Genomic DNA, 17,935 nt, shown 5'->3' with positions numbered 1-17,935 from the left:
GGCACGGTGAGGCCAGGTGCACCGAGAGGACCCGGCCGTCGACCGCCTCGCGCAGCAGGTCGGCGTGGCCGGTGTGCCGGCCGTACTCCTTGCGCAGCCCGGCGAGGGGGTCAGACGGCGCCCTTGTCCGGGTCACCGGCCGGCAGCGGGCGCAGCACCCGCACGGCCAGCGGCTCGGCCAGGTGCTCGGAGACGGTCGCCATCATCGTGCGCAGCGCCTCGCCCTGACCGTGCGCGGCCATCGCCTCCTCGCTGGCCCAGCGCTCGACGAAGACGAAGCCCTGCTCGTCCTCCTGCACCGAGTACAGCTCGCAACCGGGCTCGGCGTGCACCTGCGGGACGGCCGCCAGCAGGGCCTGCCGCACCGCGTCGCGGCTCTCGGGCTCGGGCACCACGGTGGCGACGATGACGAACGACACGCAGACCTCCTGAGGTCGTCGGGGACGGCGGCGGAAGTGACCTGGCGCACGGCCGTCGGGAGGACGACGATGCCAGACGTGGCGGAGCCGACCGGGACCGGACCGCGCCCGCTGCGGGTGGCCGTGGTCGGCGCCGGTCCCGCGGGCATCTACGCCGCCGAGGCGCTGGCCGCCCAGGACGGCGTCCCGGTCGCCGTCGACCTGATCGACCGGCTGCCCACGCCGTTCGGGCTGGTCCGCCACGGGATCGCCCCCGACCACCGGAAGATGCGGGCGCTGCGCGAGACGCTGCACCACACGCTCGACCACGAGCGGGTGCGCTTCGTCGGCAACGTGGAGATCGGCGCCGACCTGTCGGTCGCCGAGCTGCGCCGGCACGTGGACGCCGTCGTCTACACCTACGGCGCGGCCGGTGACCGGGGGCTGGGCGTGCCCGGGGAGGAGCTGACCGGCAGCCTCGCCGCCACCGACGTCGTCGCCTGGTACTGCGGGCACCCCGACGCCGACCGGGCCCGGGTGGAGCAGGCGGTGGCCCGCGCCCGCGACGTCGTGGTGGTCGGCGTGGGCAACGTGGCGCTGGACGTCGCCCGGGTGCTGGTCCGCTCGCCCGCCGAGCTCGACCCGACCGAGATGCCGCAGCACGTCCTCGACGCGCTCGCCGCCGCACCCGTCGAACGGGTGACCGTGCTGGGCCGCCGCGGCCCGGCGCAGGCCACCTTCACCACCCAGGAGCTGCGCGAGCTCGGGCACCTGGCCGGAGCCACCGTGCTCGTCGACCCGGCCGACCTCACCGACCCCGGCGACGACGCGCTCGCCGCCGCCGACCGGCACGTGGCCCGCAACCTCGCGGTGCTGCACGAGTACGCCGGCCACACCGCGGAGCCCGGCAGCCCCGTCGTCCGGCTGCGCTTCCACGCCCGCCCGGTGCGGCTGCTGGGCACCGACCGGGTCACCGGGGTCGAGGTCGAGCGGACGACGGTCGACGCCGACGGGCGAGCCACCGGCACCGGGGAGCTGGACGTCGTCCCCGCCGACCTGGTGGTCCGCTCGGTGGGCTACCGGGGCCACCCGCTGCCCGGGGTGCCGCTGGAGGGCGGCACGGTGCCGCACGAGGCGGGCCGGGTGCTGCGCGACGGTGCGGTCAGCGCCGGCGAGTACGTGGCCGGCTGGATCAAGCGCGGGCCGACCGGGGTGGTGGGCACCAACAAGCACGACGCCCGGGAGACCGTGGCGAGCCTGCTCGCCGACGCCGCGGCCGGGCGGTTGGGCACCGGCGGCGACCCGGACGACCTGGTGTCCACCCTGCAGGCCCGGGGTGTGCAGCCGGTGCTGCTGCCGGACTGGCGGGCGATCGACGCCGCCGAGGTCGCGCTGGGCGCCACCCGCGGGCGGGACCGCACGACGCTCCACGAGCGCGAGGCGCTGCTGGCCGCGGTCCGGGCCGCCGCTGCGGCACCCTGACCGGGTGGCCGCTCGCACCTTCGCCGTCTCGTGCCTGCTGTACGCCGTCGCCGTCGCCATCCTGGCGCTGACCCTGCCGGACACCGTGCCGCTGCACTTCGGTGCCGGCGGGGAGGTGGACCGCACGGGGTCCCGTGCTGAGTTCCTCGTCGTCGCCGGAGTGGTCGGGGTGCTGCTGGCCGGCGTCCTCGGCGGCTTCGCCCGGTGGTCCCGGCGGCTGCCGCTGGAGCTGGTCAACGTGCCGCACGCCCGGTACTGGAAGACGCCCGAGCACGAGCCGGAGCTGCGCAACCGGCTGAGCACGGACCTGTACGCGTTCGGCGCGGCCACGATGCTCTTCCTGACGGCGATGTTCCTGCTCGTCGGGCAGGCCGCCGCGGCGGGCACCGGGCTGTCCGGCTGGGCCGTCGTGCTGCTGGTCGCCTTCCTGGCGGGAGCCGTCGGCTGGGCGATCTGGCTGGCCACCGCCCGCTACCGGCCCCCGGCCACCGGGCAGCAGTGAGCCGCGGTACGGCAGACTCGACGGCGTGACCGGTCCCACCACCGACCAGACGCCCGAGACCGACCCGGCGACCAAGCCGGCCGCGGCCACCATCTCCTTCGCGCGTGGCGCGCCGTCGACCGACATCGTCGACGTCGAGGGCCTCAAGCAGGCCGCCGTCGCCGCGTTCGACGCCGACCCGGCCGGGATGACCGGCTACGGGACGGCGATCGGCTACGTGCCGCTGCGCCGGTGGATCGCCGAGAAGCACGGCGTGCCCGAGAGCCACGTGCTGGTCACCAACGGGTCGATGCAGGCCGACGCGTTCCTCTTCGACGAGCTGGTCACCCCGGGCGCGGCGGTGGTCACCGAGCGGCCCACCTACGACCGCACCCTGCTGGGGCTGAAGAACCGGGGCGGCGACCTGCACCTGGTCACGCTGGAGGAGGACGGCGTCGCCGTCGCCGAGATCGAGGAGCTGCTGCGCAGCGGCGTCCGGCCGGCGTTCGCGCACGTCATCCCGAACTTCCAGAACCCGGCCGGCTACACGCTGTCGCTGGCGAAGCGGCGCCGCCTGCTCGAGCTGGCGCACGAGCACGACTTCCTGGTGTTCGAGGACGACCCGTACGTCGACATCCGGTTCAGCGGCGAGCCGCTGCCGCGGATGCTGGAGCTCGACGGCGGCGCCGACAGCACCCACGTGGTCTACGCCTGCTCGTTCTCCAAGACCGTCTGCCCGGGCATCCGGGTCGGCTACCTGGTCGGGCCGCCGGCGCTGATCGAGCGGATCCGGGTGCGGGCCACCAACACGTACATCGCACCGAACATGGTCGCCCAGGGCACGGTGTTCCAGTTCGTCACCGGGCCGCGCTACGAGGGCGCGCTGGAGACGGTGAAGAGCGCGCTGGCCGAGCGGGTCGGGCTGCTGGACCAGGCGCTGCGCACCCACCTGCCGCAGGCCACCTTCCGGCGTCCCGACGGCGGCTACTTCCTGTGGGTGTCACTGCCGGCCGGCGAGGGCCACGACGTCGCCCGGATCTCGGCCGAGGCCGCGGCGCGCGGGGTGGCGATCGTGCCGGGCACCGACTTCCTGCTCGAGGGCGGGGAGAACGCCTTCCGGCTGGCCTTCTCCGCGGTGCAGCCCGGCGACGTCGACGAGGGCGTCCGCCGCCTCGCCGAGGCCGTCGAGGCCGCGCGCAGCTGAGCCGGCGCGGACACCGGTCCGCGACGCTCGTGCTCTGCTCACCCCTGGTGAGCAGAGCACAAGCGTCCGGGCCCCCTCCCGTCGGCGCCGTCCACAGGACGGGCCCCCTCGTCAGCCGGAGTTGCGCAGAGCGGTGGCGACGCCGTTGATCGCCAGCTGGATGCAGCGGCGCACCAGCTCGTCGTCGTCCCCGGCCCGGCGGCGGCGCAGCATCTCCACCTGCAGGTGGTGCAGCGGCTCCAGGTAGGGGAAGCGGTTGCGGATCGACCGGGCCAGCGACGGGTTGTCGGCCAGCAGCCGGTCGTCGCCGGTGATCGCCAGCAGCATCCGCACGGTGCGCTCGTGCTCGGCGGTGATCTGCCCGAACACCAGGTCGCGCAGCTCCGCGTCGGGCACCAGCGCGGCGTACCGGGCGGCGAGCTCCAGGTCGGTCTTGGCCAGCACCATCCCCATGTTGGACAGCACGGTGCGGAAGAACGGCCAGCGCCGGTGCAGGTCCTGCAGCCGGGCCAGGCGCGCCTCGCGCCCGTCGGGGCCGTCGCCGTCGACCCAGGACTCCAGCGCCGAGCCGGTGCCGTACCAGCCGGGCAGCATGATCCGGGTCTGCGACCAGCTGAACACCCACGGGATGGCCCGCAGGTCGGTGATCTTGTCGCCGGCCTTGCGGGACGGCGGCCGGCTGCCGATGTTCAGCTCCGCCAGCTCCCGGATCGGGGTGGCCGCGCGGAACCACTCGACGAAGCCCGGCGTCTCGTGCACCAGCGCGCTGTAGGCCCGGCGTGCCCGCTCCGCGAGGTCGTCCAGGAGCGCGTAGGTCTCCTCGGCGTCGTCGTCCAGGCCCTCGGTGTCCAGCAGCGTCGACTCCAGCGTCGCCGCGACCAGCGCCTCCAGGTTCCGGCGGGCCAGGTCGGGGGTGGAGTACTTGGCGGCGATCACCTCGCCCTGCTCGGTGATCCGCAGCTGGCCGGCGACCGAGCCGGGCGGCTGCGCCTTGATCGCCTCGTAGCTGGGGCCACCGCCGCGGCCCACGGTGCCGCCGCGGCCGTGGAACAGCCGCAACCGGATGCCGTTGGCCCGCGCCACCTCGACCAGCTCGAGCTCGGCGCGGTACAGCGCCCAGTTGGCGGCCAGGTAGCCGCCGTCCTTGTTGCTGTCGGAGTAGCCGAGCATGACCTCCTGCTGGTCGCCCCGGTTGGCCACCAGGGCCCGGTACAGCGGCTGGTCGAGCATCGCGGTGAGGGTCGCGCCGGCGGCCTGCAGGTCGTCGATCGTCTCGAACAGCGGCGAGATGCCGACCGAGCAACGGGGGCCGTCGGCGCCGTCGGGGTCGAGCAGGCCGACCTCCTTGAGCAGCACGGCGACCTCCAGCACGTCGCTGACCGACTCGCACATGCTGATGACGTAGTTCGGGATGGTGCGCGGGCCCAGCAGCGCGACCTGCTCGGCAGCCGCGACCAGCAGGTCCAGCTCGCCGCGCGCCAGCTCGGACAGCTCGGCGTCCCGGCGCACCAGCGGCCGGCGCATCCGCAGCTCCCCGGTGAGCAGCTCGACCCGCTGCTGCTCGTCCAGGGCGGTGTAGTCCTCGCAGACACCTGCCCAGGCCAGCAGCTCGGCGAGCACCTCCTCGTGCACCGAGGAGTTCTGCCGCATGTCCAGCCCGCACAGGTGGAAGCCGAAGACCTCCACCGCATCGCGCAGCCGGGCGAGCCGGTCGTCGGCCAGCGCGCCGGCGCCGTGGCTGCGCAGCGAGGTGTCCAGGGTGTCCAGGTCGGCCAGCAGCTCCTCCGGCGCCAGGTAGGGGTCGAGCACGACCTCCGGCTGCTGCCCGGGCACCTCGCCGAGCACCCGCAGCGCGGTGGCGGCCAGCCGCCCGTGCATGCCGCGCAGCGCCCGGCGGTAGGGCTCGTCGGCGCGGAACGGGGAGTCGTCCCGAGCGGCGTCGGCCAGCGCGTAGACCTCGGGCGTGGGGCGGACCAGCCGGTCGGACATCGACAGCTCCGCGCCCAGCGCGAGCAGCTCGGCCAGGTGGTGCTCCAGCGCGGTGGCCGCCTGCCGCGTGGTGGCCCGGCGGACGGCGTCGGCGGTGACGAACGGGTTGCCGTCCCGGTCCCCGCCGATCCAGGAACCCGGCTGCAGCATCGGCTCGCGCAGCAGGTCGGCGTCCGGCCACCGCTCCCGCAGGGCGCGGCGCAGCTCGGTGTTGATCGCCGGGACGACGTCGAACAGCGACAGCTCGTAGTAGCGCAGCGCCTCGTCGATCTCGTCGGCCAGGCGCAGCCGGCTCAGCCGCAGCAGCGCCGTCTGCCAGAGCGTGAGCACCTCCCGCGACAGGCGGGCCGACCACGCCGGGTCCTCGGCCTCCCCCTGGTCCCCGCCGCGCTGCCGGATCAGCTCGCTGACCTGCCGCTGCACCTGGGAGATGGTGCGCCGCCGCGTCTCGGTCGGGTGCGCGGTGACCACCGGGACGACGAGGGCGCCGGCCAGCTCCCGCGCCACCGTGGCGCCGTCCAGGCCGGCCTCGTCGAGCAGCTGCAGCGAGGCGGCGAGGCTGCCCTTCTGCGGCGGGGAACCCTCGCGCCGGTGGTGCCTGCGGCGCCGCTCGTGGTGCACGTCCTCGGCGATGTTGGCCAGCAGCGAGAAGTGGCTGAACGCCCGGACGACGTGGTTGGCGCTGCGCGGGTCGAGCTCGGCGAGGCGCTCGGCGAGCTGGGAGCGGTCCCGCTCGTCGCGGCGGATCTCGAACGCCTGGACGCGGGTGGACTCGACCAGCTCGAGCACCTCCGGGCCCGCCTGTTCGGCGATCACCTCGCCGAGCACCCGGCCCAGCAGCCGGATGTCGTCGCGGAGCTGGAGGTCGTCGGTGCGGTCGTCGGGGAGGGCGGAACCCCCGGGGACACGGAGGTCGGCGACGTCGACAGTGGCTTCGGACACGGGAGGAGTATCCGGGCCGGGTGTGTCCGGCTGGTGACGGGGCAGGATCAGCGCATGACCGAGCTGCTCGCCGCGCCCGCCGACCCGTCCCCCGCCGAGCACGGGGAGGGCCCGGTCTGGGACGGCGCACGCGGGGAGCTGCTGTGGGTCGACATCACCGCCGGGCTGGTCCGCCGCGGCCGGGTGGACGGCGCCGGGACGGTCACCGAGCTGGCCGCGCACCGCGGCGGGGACACCGTCGGCGTCGTCGTCCCGGCCGCCGACGGCGGGTGGCTGCTGGGCGCGGGCGGCGGCTTCACCCACCTCTCCCCCGACGGTGAGGCGCGCGAGCTGCTGGAGCTGGGCCGCGAGGGTGGCACCAAGGAGACCGGCACGCGGATGAACGACGGTGCCTGCGACCGGGCGGGGCGGTTCTTCGCCGGCACCATGGCCTTCGACGAGTCACCGGGCGCCGGCACGCTCTACCGGGTCGACCTCGACGGCACGGTCACCGTCGCGATGCCCGGGCTGACCATCTCCAACGGCCTGGGCTGGTCGCCCGACGACCGCACCGCCTACCTGTCGGACTCCGGTGACTCGGTGGTGTGGGCCTTCGACTACGACCTGGACACCGGCGAGCTGTCGGGGCGCCGGGAGTTCCTGCGGTTCGACGGCTCGATCGGCGTCGCCGACGGGCTGGTCGTCGACGACGAGGGCTGCGTGTGGACGGCGATGTGGGGCGGGGGCGCGGTGCGCCGCTGGTCCCCCGACGGCCAGCTGCTCGCCGTGGTCGACGTCCCCACCGAGAACGCCACGAGCTGCTGCTTCGCCGGGCCCGACCGCGACCTGCTGGTGATCAGCACCTCCGCGCACGGGCTGGACTACGCCACCCGCACCGCCCAGCCGGGGGCCGGACGGCTGTTCACCGCCCGGCCCGGGGTGACCGGTCCCGCGGCGTACCCCTACCGCGGCCCGCTCACCGGCCTGCGCGAAGCCTGAGCTCCCGGCCCCTCGCGTCGAGGGGCCGGGAGCTGGCGGCCCTCCTGCAGGGGCCCGCCGCGAGCTGGCGAGCGGGGGGGGGCAGGAGGGTCCTTCCTCAGGCGCGCTCGGCCTTGAGCGCCTCGCGCATCTTCATCTTGCCGCTGGTGCGCAGCAGGGCCGCGGAGTAGACCCGCCCACCGATCCGGACCACCGCCGCGATCGCGATGAGCATGAGGACCACGGCGATGACCACCTCCCACCACGCGGCGGCACCGGCGGCCATCCGCACCGGCATGACCAGCGGGGAGAGCCCGGGGACGAGGGAGGTGACCGTGGCCAGCGTGCCGGTCGGGTCCTGCGCGGCCGGCAGCGAGACCACGAACCCGGCGATCAGCAGCAGTGACGCCGGGGTGATGACGCTGCCGAGGTCCTCCTGCCGGCTGACCAGCGAAGCGGCCGCGGCGAACACCGAGGCGTAGAAGGCGTAGCCGAGCACGAACCAGGCGACGACGCTGACCACGGCGCCGATCAGCCGGCCGGGCAACTCCACCACGTCGAAGGCCAGCGCACCGGCGACCCCGACCACGGCGATGACCACGATCTGCCCGAGGCCGAGCAGGCCGATGCCGATGACCTTGCCGGCCAGCAGCTGCCAGGGGCGCATGGTGGCCAGCAGCAGCTCGACCACCCGGCTGGACTTCTCCTCGACCACCCCCTGGGCGACGAACTGCCCGAACAGGATGAGCAGCCCGTAGAGCAGGAACACCCCGAGGAACGCGACGACCGCGGCCTCGGCGTCGGCGTCGGCGTCCGGGTCGAGAGAGACGACCTCCGCCTGGGGGGCCGGTTCGAGCTGCACCCCCGCGTCGCTGAGCTGGGTGGTCAGCGACAGGTTCGCCAGCGCCCCCTGCACCAGGCCCTCGACGCTCCCGCCGCCGGACTCGACCAGCAGTTGCGGCTGCGCGGCCGACGGGTCGAGCAGGGCGGCGTCGACGTCGCCGTCCTCGACGGCGGTGCGGGCGGCGTCCTCGTCGGCGAGGTCGACGACGGTGACGCCGGTGCCCAGCGCCTCGCCCTGGACCCGCAGCGCCTCGGTGACGGCGGCATCGCCGCCGACGACGCCGACCCTGCTCTCGTCACCGCCGCTGTTCATCACCACCTGGAAGACCAGCAGCCCGATGATCAGCAGGATCATCACGGCCGAGCCGACCAGGAAGCCCTTGTCCCGCAGCCGGGTGGAGATCTCCCGGCCGGCGACCAGGCGGACCAGCGCCGCCGGGCTCTGCGGGCGGGTCTGGTGCTGCGCCGGGGCGCTCACGCCGCCACCGCCTCGGGGGCCGGGGTGGCGCTGACCGCGTCGCGGAACAGCTCGACCAGGGTGGGTTCGCGCCAGGCGAAGTGGTTCACCCGGCCGGTGGCGACCGCGGCGTGCAGCACCTGCTGGTCGTCGGCGCCGGGGGCCAGCTCCAGGACCGTGTCACCACGGCTCTCCGAGACGACGCGCACGCCGGGCAGGCCGGCGGCCCAGCCGGCCGGGGCGTCGGGGACGACGACACGGAGCTGCCGGCCCTGGGCCGAGGCGCGCAGCTCGGCGACGGTCCCGGTGGCGACCATCGAGCCGCGGGCGAGGATGCCCACGGCGTCGCACAGCCGCTCGACCAGGTCCAGCTGGTGGCTGGAGAAGACGACGGGGACGCCGCGGCGGCACTGGTCGAGCAGCGCCTCGGCGAGCGAGTCGACGCCGACCGGGTCCAGGCCGGAGAACGGCTCGTCGAGGATCAGCACGTCCGGCTCGCTGACCAGGGCTGCGGCCAGCTGCACCCGCTGCTGGTTGCCCAGCGACAGCTTCTCCACCGGGTCACCCAGCCGCTCCCCGAGACCGAGGCGCTCGGCCCACTCGCCGGCCGCGCGACCGGCGGCGCCGGCGTCCATGCCGTGCAGCCGGGCGAAGTAGGCCAGCTGCTCGCGCACCTTCATCTTCGGGTAGAGGCCGCGCTCCTCGGGCATGTAGCCGATCCGGCGGCGCACCGCCTCGTCGACCGGGGAGCCGTTCCAGCGCACCTCGCCGGCGTCGGCGCGAGCCAGGCCCATGGCGATGCGCATGGTGGTGGTCTTGCCGGCGCCGTTGGAGCCGCAGAAGCCGAACATCTGGCCGGGGGCGACGGTGAAGCTCACCCCCTTGAGCACCTGGTTCTCGCCGTAGGCCTTGACCAGGCCGTCGATCTCGAGCACTGACCCTCCGTCGTCGTCGCGGCGCCGGGCAGTGATCTGCCCCGGCTGACTTTCCGTCGCGGAAAGAGTGGCGGACGACTTTCCGTCCCGTCAAGTGAACAGCTGGGTGTGTCGCCCAACGGCCGCGACGGTAGCGGCGTCCCATGCTGCGGGACAGCACCGTTTCCGGTGTCATCGGGCCATGACGACGGAGAACTCCCCGGCCCGGCCACCGGAGGGCGTCGGGCTGGCCGGCCTGCGGGAGGCCGCGGCGGGCTGCCGCGCCTGCGAGCTGTGGGAGCCGGCCACCCAGACCGTGTTCGGCGAGGGGCCGGAGACCGCCCGCGTGGTGTTCGTCGGCGAGCAGCCCGGTGACCAGGAGGACCGCACGGGTGAGCCGTTCGTCGGCCCGGCCGGGCGGCTGCTGGACAAGGCGCTGGTCGAGGCGGGGATCGACCGCCGCGACGCCTACGTGACCAACAGCGTCAAGCACTTCCGGTTCACGCCCACCCCGAAGCGCCGCATCCACCAGTCACCGGGCGCCGAGCACCTCGCCGCCTGCCGGCCGTGGCTGGAGGCGGAGTTCGCCGTCCTGCAGCCGGAGGTCGTCGTCTGCCTGGGCGCGGTGGCGGCGAAGGCGCTCATCTCCCCGTCGTTCCGGATCACCCGCGAGCACGGCCAGCTGATGCCCTGGACGCTGCCGGGCGCGGAGCAGGTCCCGGAGGCCGACCAGGACGAGGACGCCCCGCACCAGACGTGGATCGTCGCGACCACCCACCCCTCGGCGGTGCTGCGCACCCCGGACGGAGGCCGGCAGGCCGCCTACGACGCGCTCGTCGCCGACCTGAAGGTGGTCGCCGCCGCCCTCGCCTGAGGCGGATTGCGCGATGGAGCACCCTTCCCGAACCGGGAGAGGTGCGTCATCGCGCAATCGGCGGAAGGGTCAGCCGCGCTCGGGTTCGGGGAACCGGGCGCCGGCGGCCAGCTCCGCGCCGTCCTCGACCCGGGCCCGCCGGCCGACGAGGGTGATCTGGCCGTCGCCGCCGACCGTCGCCCCCTGCCCCACCACGACGTCGTCGTCCAGCACCGCCCGGGTCACGGTGGCGCCGGCGCGCACCCGGGCGCCGGGCAGCAGCACCGAGTCGACGACGGTGGCGCCCGGCTCCACGACCACCCCCGGCGACAGCACCGAACCGCGGACCTGCCCGGCGACCCGGGTGCCGCCGGAGACGAGGCTGCCCTCCACCGCCGCGCCGTCGAGCACCCGGGCGGCGCTGTGCCGGCCGCCACGGGTGTGCACCGGCCAGGCCTCCTCGTCCAGGTCGATGGGCGGCTCCGAGGACAGGAAGTCCCGGTGGGCCTGCCAGTAGGACTCCACCGTGCCGACGTCGCGCCAGTAGCCGCCCAGCGGGTACGCCCGGGCCAGCCCGTCCCGGGTCTGCGCGGGCAGCAGGTGGGTGCCCAGGTCCTCCAGCCCCTCCTCGCCGACCTCGTCGTCGAGCGCCTCGAGCCGGTCCAGCGTCGGGTTCGGGCTGAAGACGAACACCTCGTTGGTGGCGGTGGTCGTGGCCGGCTCGTCGGGCTTGTAGGCGTAGTCGGTGACCCGGTCGCCGTCGGTCTGCACGATCCCGTAGCGGGCCGCGTCGTCGGCGGCGACCTCGGTGGTCACCATGGTCACCTCGGCCCCGGACTCCAGGTGCGCGTCGACGACGGCACGGTAGTCGAGCTTGTAGACGGCGTCGGAGCTGACGACGACGAGCGCGTCGGCGCCGAACTCGCGGATGAGCTCGGCCTGCCGCCACAGCCCGTCGGCGGTGCCCTCGGTGAAGCCGGCGCGCTCGCTGGTGGCCTGGAACGGGGGCAGCACCAGCAGCCCTCCGGTCGTCCGGTCCAGGTCCCAGGGGCGGCCGTTGGCCAAGTGCTTGGACAGCGACGTCGGCTGGTACTGCACCGACACCCACACGTCGGCTATCTGCGAGTGTTCGCAGTTGGACAGCGGGAAGTCGATCAGCCGGTAGACCCCGGCGAACGGGACGGCGGGCTTGGCCCGGGTCTCGGTGAGCAGCTCCAGCCGGCCACCCTGGCCGCCGGCGAGCACGAGGACGAGGACCTTCGGGAGCGCCATGCGGCCTCCGTACCCGCTACGGCCCCGCGCAAGCCCGCCGCAGGTGTCAGCGGTCGGCGCGCTCGGCCATCCGGGCGCGGGCCTGCGCCGCGACCTCGTCCGAGCGCGAGGCCCGGAAGAACCAGAACGACGGGACGGCGACGGCGACCACGGCCATCGCGACGACGATGACCACGCCGCCGGAGACCATCGCCGCGGTCACCCCGACGCTGCTGGCCATGACGCCGGCGCGCAGGTCGCCCAGCCGCGGGCCGCCGGCGACCACCACGATGAAGACCCCCTGCATCCGCCCGCGCATCTCGTCCGGCGCCGCCGTCTGCAGCATCGAGGAGCGCAGCACCGCGCTGACCATGTCCCCGGCGCCCGCGACGGCCAGGCAGAGCACCGCCAGCCACAGCGTGGAGGCCAGCCCGAACCCGATGATCGCCACGCCCCAGACCGCGATCGCCGCGAGCACCACGGCGCCCTGCCGGTCGACCCGGCTCACCCAGCCCGAGGTCAGCCCCATCAGCAGCGAGCCGATCGACACCCCGGTGAAGAGCCACCCCAGGCTGTTCGCGTCGCCGGCGTAGGTCGTCTCGGACAGCTCCGGGAACACCGCCTGCGGCCAGGCGAACAGCATCGCGATCACGTCGACGACGAAGGTCATCAGCAGCACCGGCTGGGTGCGCAGGAAGGCGAACCCCTCCCCCACCCCGCGCACCGCGGCGCCCAGCCGCAGCGGGCCGGCCACCCCCTCAGGTGGGAGCGGTGGGAGACCGCGCAGCAGGAGGACGGCGGCGACGAAGCCCACCGCGTCGACCGTGTAGACGATCGACAGGTCGCCCAGGCCGATCAGCAGCCCGGCCAGCAGCGGCCCGACGATCACCCCGGCCTGCCGGACCGTCATGGCCAGCGCGTTGGCCGCGGCGACACCGTCCGCGCCGACCAGGGCCGGGATGACGGCGCTGCGGGCCGGCTGGTTGACCGCGGCGAACGCCGACACCGCGGCGGCGAGCACCCACAGCACCCACAGGTGACCGCGGCCGGGCAGCAGCGCCTGCACGGCCAGCAGCGCGCTGGTCACCGCGGCGCCGACCGAGCTGATCACCATCAGCCGGCGGCGGTCCATCGCGTCGGCGATCGCCCCGCCCAGCAGGCCGAACACCACCAGCGGCACCAGCGCGACCACCGACGTCAGCCCGACCATCAGCGACGAGCCGGTGAGGCTGTAGACCTGGTACGGGACGGCGACCAGCGTCATCTGCTGGCCGAGCATGGTGACGGCGACCCCACCGAAGACCCGGCGGTAGGCACGGTTGCGCAGCGGGGTGGTGTCGATCGCCCAGCCCCGGCGGCGCGGCACCGGCGTCGGCTCCTCGACCCCCAGCCCACCCTCGACCGGGTCGACCGGCGTCAGCTCCTCGCCGCCGAAATGGCCATCTTGGCGGTCCGAGGGACCGCCATCATGGCCATTCTGGCGGTCGGTGGGGTCCTTCCTCATGGGGCGAGGCGCTGCAGGACCCAGCCGCCGCCTTCCTCGTCATCCCGCACGAAGACCAGCCGGTCGTGCAGCCGGTCGGAGCCGCCCTGCCAGAACTCCACCCGCGTGGGCACCACCCGGTAGCCACCCCAGCTCGGCGGCCGCGGCACCGGTCCGCCCGCGGTCTCGGCGTCCAGCAGGCGCATCCGCTCGACCAGCTCGTCCCGGGAGTCGACGACCGTCGACTGCACCGAGGCGACGGCGGCCAGCTGCGCACCCCGCGGGCGGGGGTCCCACAGCGCGTCGGAGGCGGCGTCCCCGATGCGCTCGACGGTGCCGGAGACCCGCACCTGCCGCTGCTGGACGTGCCACGGGAAGACGACGGCGGCCCGCGGGTTGACCGCCAGCTGCGCCCCCTTGGCGGAGGCGTAGTTGGTGCCGAAGACGAAGCCGCCGGCGTCGTAACCCTTCATCAGCACGATCCGCGCGTCGGGCACGCCGTCGGCGTCGGCAGTGGCGACCACCATCGCGTTGGGCTCGGGCAGCTCGGCGGCGACCGCGTCGGCGAACCACCGGTCGAACTGCTCGACCCAGGTGGGGGCCACGGTCTCCTCGGAGAGGCCCTGGGCGTCGTAGTCCCTGCGCATGCGGATCAGGTCGGGCACGCCGCCATGCTGTCACCGTTGCAGCGCGCACCGCTGGGCGACCGGGTGCCCGGCTGCACGGCGGGCACCCAGCACGGCCTAAGTTGTGGACCGACCTGCACCGGCGTCCACCCCCACCCGCGCGCAAGGGAGCATGCGAGATGGCTGACGACTTCGTCCCCGGCCTGGAGGGCGTCACCGCCTTCGAGACCACGATCGCCGAGCCGGACAAGGACGGCGGCGCGCTGCGCTACCGCGGCGTCGACATCGAGGACCTGGTCGGTCAGGTCACCTTCGGCCACGTGTGGGCCCTGCTGGTCGACGGCCAGTTCGGCCCCGGCCTGCCGCCGGCCGAGCCGTTCCCGATCCCGGTGCACACCGGCGACGTCCGGGTCGACGTGCAGGCCGCGCTGGCGATGCTCACCCCGATCTGGGGCTACCGCCCGCTGCTGGACATCTCCGCCGAGGAGGCCCGCGACGAGCTGGCCCGCGCCGCGGTCATGGCGCTGTCCTACGTCGCCCAGTCCGCCCGCGGGATCGGCGTCCCCGCCGTGCCGCAGAAGCGGGTCGACGAGGCCGCGACGATCGTCGAGCGGTTCATGGTCCGCTGGCGCGGCGAGCCCGACCCGCGCCACGTCGCCGCCGTCGACGCCTACTGGACCTCCGCGGCCGAGCACGGCATGAACGCCTCCACCTTCACCGCCCGGGTGATCGCCTCCACCGGCGCCGACGTCGCCGCCTCGCTGTCCGGCGCGATCGGTGCGATGTCCGGCCCGCTGCACGGCGGTGCCCCCTCGCGGGTGCTGCACATGCTCGACGGGGTCGAGCAGTCGGGGAACGCGGAGGCCTACGTCAAGGGCCTGCTCGACCGCAAGGAACGGCTGATGGGGTTCGGCCACCGGGTCTACCGCGCCGAGGACCCGCGGGCCCGGGTGCTGCGCCGCACCGCCGAGCAGCTGGGCGCCCCGCGCTTCGAGGCCGCCCTCGCCCTGGAGCAGGCCGCGCTCGAGGAGCTGCGCGAGCGGCGACCGGACCGGCCGATCGAGACCAACGTGGAGTTCTGGGCGGCGATCGTGCTCGACTTCGCCGAGGTGCCCAGCCACATGTTCACCTCGATGTTCACCTGCGCGCGCACCGCGGGCTGGTGCGCGCACATCCTGGAGCAGAAGAACACCGGCCGGCTGGTGCGCCCCTCGGCCCGCTACGTCGGCCCGGACCCGCGCAAGCCGCAGGACGTCGAGGGCTGGGACACCATCCGGTAGGAGGACCCCGCTGCCCCCCACCACTCGCAAGCTCGCGGCGGGCCCCTGCACCGGGGCCACGCATCAACCGGAGGACGACGAGCATGAGCATCACCATCCCGACCGACCTGCTCCCGAAGGACGGCCGTTTCGGCTGCGGGCCCTCCAAGGTCCGGCCGGAGGCGCTGCAGGCGCTGGCGACCGACGGCGCCGGCCTGATGGGCACCTCCCACCGGCAGGCCCCGGTCAAGAGCCTGGTCAAGCGGGTGCGGGAGGGGCTGACCCAGCTGTTCGACCTGCCCGAGGGCTACCAGGTGGTGCTCGGCAACGGCGGGACGACGGCGTTCTGGGACACCGCGACCATCGGGCTGGTGCGCCGGAAGAGCGCACACGGCAGCTACGGCGAGTTCTCCGCGAAGTTCGCCTCCGGGGTCGCCGAGGCGCCCTTCCTGGACGCCCCGACGATCGCCAAGGCCGCCCCCGGCTCGCTGGCGCTGCCCGCCGGCGAGGCCGGCGTCGACGTCTACGGCTGGGCGCACAACGAGACCTCCACCGGCGTGATGGCGCCGGTGCTCCGCCCGGCCGGGGCCGACGACGACGCCCTGGTGCTGGTCGACGCCACCTCCGGCGCCGGCGGGCTGCCGGTCGACGTCCAGCAGTGCGACGTCTACTACTTCGCCCCGCAGAAGTCCTTCGCCAGCGACGGCGGGCTGTGGATCGCGCTGATGTCGGCCGCGGCGCTGGAGCGCGTCGCGGAGATCAAGGCGTCGGGCCGCTGGATCCCCGGCTTCCTGGACCTGTCCATCGCGGTGGACAACTCCGGCAAGGACCAGACCTACAACACCCCGGCCGTCGCCACGCTGTTCCTGCTGGCCGACCAGATCGACTGGATGCTCGGCCTGGGCGGGCTGTCCGGGGCGGTGGCGCGCAGCCAGGAGTCCTCGAGCCGGCTGTACGGCTGGGCGGAGAAGACGGCCTACACCACGCCGTTCGTCACCGACCCCGAGCACCGCTCGCTGGTGGTGGGCACGGTCGACTTCGACGAGTCGGTCGACGCGGCGCTGGTCGCGAAGACGCTGCGGGCGCACGGAGTGGTCGACGTCGAGCCCTACCGGAAGCTGGGCCGCAACCAGCTGCGGGTGGGCATGTTCCCGGCGATCGACCCCGACGACGTCAGCGCGCTGACCGCCTGCATCGACCACGTCGTCGGCCGGCTGTAGGAGAGGGGCCCGACCACTCCCCACGACGCGCTCCCCGCGCCGCGGGCCCCTGCAGCCGGGCCGTTCCAGCAGGTCACCTGGGCAGCAGCCAGGTGTCCTTGCTGCCGGCGTCCTCGTCGGCCAGCAGGGCGTCCTCGTCGGCCGCGACGCGGGTGAGCGGGGCGGGCAGCACGCGGGTGCTGCTGCCGGCGACGGCGAACACCCGCAGGCCCGCGCGCCGCGGCCGGACCACCCCGTCGACGACGGTGGGCACCGTGGAGGGCTCGACGGGCTCGCGGACGACGAACCGGTGCGGCGCGGCCTCGACCTCGGCGTGCAGCTCGGCCAGCTCGGCGGCCGAGCACCGCGGCCCGTGCACCGCGCCCTGCCCGGCATAGCCGTCGACCGGGACGACGACCAGCTCGTGCAGCCGGTCGCGGACCTCGGCCAGGTGCGCGTCCTCGGCGAGGGACCAGCTGGGCACGCCGGGCAGCACCGGCTCCTCGGCCAGGTAGAAGCGGATGAGCTCGGGCACGTACCGGTGCAGCGCCGGGTCGTCGGCGACGCCGTTGCCCGGCACGTTGGCCAGGGTCAGCCGGCCGGCCCGCACCGCCTGCCCGGTCAGCACGCCCAGCGGCGGCCCACCGACGGTGAGGCGGCCGGCGAGCTCGCTCTCGTCGACCCGCCGGTACAGGACGTCGACTGGCACCCGCTCCCCACGCACCTGGACGGCGACCCCGCCGGCCGGCGTCGCCCACAGGGTGTCCGGGGTGGCCAGCGGCACGCCCATCGCCTCGGCGAGCAGCCGGTGCTCGAACCAGCTGGTGCTGCCCGGCCCGTCGCTGAGCACCGCCAGCCGGGGGGTGCCGCTGCACGCCGGTGGGGCCGCCTCGGCCAGAGCCGCCCGCAGCACGGCCACGGCACCGGCCGGGTCGGCCAGCCCGCGCGCCTCGGCGTCGGCGTAGAGGCCGGGCAGCGCGGCCCGGCCGCTGTCCCGGTTGGCCAGGGCGTAGCCGAGGCCGACCGGCATCCGCAGCTCGTCGGCGAGCACCACCCAGCCGTGCGGCCCCTGCACGAGGTCGCACGCCACGACGGTGGCCCGGGCTCGGGTCGGGGTGCCCAGCTCCACGGCCTCGGGGCGGTGGCCGGGGCTCGCGCTGACCAGCCGGGCGGGCACCACCCCGGCGCGCACCACCTCCGGGCCGCCGTCCGGGTCGCTGCGGCGCCGACCGGCGGGGCGGTAGACGTCGGCGAGATAGGCGTTCAGGGCGCGGGCGCGCTGCTCGACCCCGCGCGCCAGGTGCGCCCAGTCGGCGGCCGGGAGCAGCCGCGGCACGGGGCACAGCGGCAGCGGGCGTTCGGTGAACCGCCCGTCGAGCCAGCTGCCCAGCACGACGCCCCGCATCTCGCGTTCCCGGCCGACCGCGAGAGCCGTGGCGGCGAGCCCCTCGCCACCGAGCTCGTCCAGCACGCGCGCCACGGGGGACCAGTCCGCGCGCATCCGGCCGGAGGCGTCGACCGCCTCGTCGGTGGTGGAGCCGGGGTAGCGGGCGAAGACGCCGGCTGTCTCGCTCATCGCCGGTCGTCTCCTGCGGGG

General features: G+C 74.9%; 15 protein-coding genes. 7 read left to right on the top strand and 8 right to left on the bottom strand.

Annotated features, from left to right (window positions below):
- Positions 1–110: 110 nt before the first annotated feature.
- The gene (locus tag ACI783_RS17200; protein ID WP_457141573.1) at positions 111–419 is read right to left on the bottom strand and encodes a putative quinol monooxygenase; all 309 of its coding nucleotides are present in this window, start codon (positions 417–419) and stop codon (positions 111–113) included.
- Between the two features lie 78 nt (positions 420–497).
- Here ACI783_RS17200 and ACI783_RS17195 point away from each other — a divergent pair, with 78 nt between their 5' ends.
- From ACI783_RS17195 to ACI783_RS17185, 3 genes are read left to right on the top strand one after another with little or no spacing between them, the layout of a single operon-like run.
- Positions 498–1,880: an FAD-dependent oxidoreductase gene (locus ACI783_RS17195; protein WP_457141572.1), complete on the top strand. Its 1,383-nt coding sequence runs from the start codon at positions 498–500 to the stop codon at positions 1,878–1,880.
- Positions 1,881–1,884: 4 nt separating this feature from the next.
- Positions 1,885–2,382, top strand: coding sequence for a DUF1648 domain-containing protein (locus tag ACI783_RS17190; protein ID WP_457141571.1), 498 nt, complete (start codon positions 1,885–1,887; stop codon positions 2,380–2,382).
- 25 nt (positions 2,383–2,407) lie between these two features.
- Entirely contained in the window at positions 2,408–3,565 is a 1,158-nt protein-coding gene (locus ACI783_RS17185) for an aminotransferase-like domain-containing protein (RefSeq protein WP_457141570.1), read from the top strand.
- Positions 3,566–3,676: 111 nt separating this feature from the next.
- On the opposite strand, the gene ppc is transcribed toward ACI783_RS17185, so the two are convergent.
- Entirely contained in the window at positions 3,677–6,496 is a 2,820-nt protein-coding gene (gene ppc / locus ACI783_RS17180; protein ID WP_457141569.1) for a phosphoenolpyruvate carboxylase, read from the bottom strand.
- A 54-nt stretch (positions 6,497–6,550) separates the two neighbouring features.
- Between ppc and ACI783_RS17175 the strand changes: the two genes are divergently transcribed.
- Entirely contained in the window at positions 6,551–7,474 is a 924-nt protein-coding gene (locus tag ACI783_RS17175) for an SMP-30/gluconolactonase/LRE family protein (RefSeq protein ID WP_457141568.1), read from the top strand.
- Positions 7,475–7,571: 97 nt separating this feature from the next.
- On the opposite strand, the gene ACI783_RS17170 is transcribed toward ACI783_RS17175, so the two are convergent.
- Positions 7,572–8,774, bottom strand: coding sequence for an ABC transporter permease (locus tag ACI783_RS17170; protein ID WP_457141567.1), 1,203 nt, complete (start codon positions 8,772–8,774; stop codon positions 7,572–7,574).
- Entirely contained in the window at positions 8,771–9,688 is a 918-nt protein-coding gene (locus ACI783_RS17165) for an ABC transporter ATP-binding protein (RefSeq protein WP_457141566.1), read from the bottom strand. Before ACI783_RS17165 ends, ACI783_RS17170 begins: the two co-directional genes overlap by 4 nt.
- 67 nt (positions 9,689–9,755) lie before the next feature.
- Here ACI783_RS17165 and ACI783_RS17160 point away from each other — a divergent pair, with 67 nt between their 5' ends.
- Complete coding sequence (locus ACI783_RS17160) at positions 9,756–10,541, top strand: UdgX family uracil-DNA binding protein (protein WP_457141565.1); 786 nt, start codon at positions 9,756–9,758, stop codon at positions 10,539–10,541.
- Positions 10,542–10,610: 69 nt separating this feature from the next.
- On the opposite strand, the gene ACI783_RS17155 is transcribed toward ACI783_RS17160, so the two are convergent.
- The 3 genes from ACI783_RS17155 to pdxH are packed head-to-tail and all read right to left on the bottom strand — an operon-like array spanning position 10,611 to position 13,919.
- Positions 10,611–11,792, bottom strand: a complete 1,182-nt coding sequence (locus ACI783_RS17155) for a glucose-1-phosphate adenylyltransferase family protein (RefSeq protein WP_457141564.1) — start codon at positions 11,790–11,792, stop codon at positions 10,611–10,613.
- Between the two features lie 46 nt (positions 11,793–11,838).
- Positions 11,839–13,275 (bottom strand): MFS transporter, encoded by a 1,437-nt coding sequence (locus ACI783_RS17150; protein WP_457141563.1) that lies wholly within the window; start codon positions 13,273–13,275, stop codon positions 11,839–11,841.
- The gene (pdxH, locus tag ACI783_RS17145; RefSeq protein ID WP_457141562.1) at positions 13,272–13,919 is read right to left on the bottom strand and encodes a pyridoxamine 5'-phosphate oxidase; all 648 of its coding nucleotides are present in this window, start codon (positions 13,917–13,919) and stop codon (positions 13,272–13,274) included. The genes ACI783_RS17150 and pdxH overlap by 4 nt, the downstream gene beginning before the upstream one ends.
- Before the next feature lie 140 nt (positions 13,920–14,059).
- Here pdxH and ACI783_RS17140 point away from each other — a divergent pair, with 140 nt between their 5' ends.
- A complete protein-coding gene (locus tag ACI783_RS17140) occupies positions 14,060–15,160 on the top strand; it encodes a citrate synthase 2 (protein WP_457141561.1) in 1,101 nt (366 codons plus the stop codon).
- A gap of 83 nt (positions 15,161–15,243) precedes the next feature.
- Positions 15,244–16,359 carry a phosphoserine transaminase gene (serC, locus tag ACI783_RS17135; protein WP_457141560.1) on the top strand — a complete coding sequence of 372 codons (1,116 nt, stop codon included), beginning with the start codon at positions 15,244–15,246 and terminating at the stop codon, positions 16,357–16,359.
- A gap of 73 nt (positions 16,360–16,432) precedes the next feature.
- Here serC and ACI783_RS17130 read toward each other — a convergent pair whose 3' ends face one another.
- A complete protein-coding gene (locus ACI783_RS17130) occupies positions 16,433–17,914 on the bottom strand; it encodes a circularly permuted type 2 ATP-grasp protein (protein ID WP_457141559.1) in 1,482 nt (493 codons plus the stop codon).
- Positions 17,915–17,935 lie beyond the last annotated feature (21 nt).

This window comes from Modestobacter sp. SYSU DS0511, from assembly GCF_054050755.1.
The sequence above is the reverse complement of the archived record's forward strand: the minus strand, read 5'-3'. Positions and strand labels throughout refer to the sequence as shown.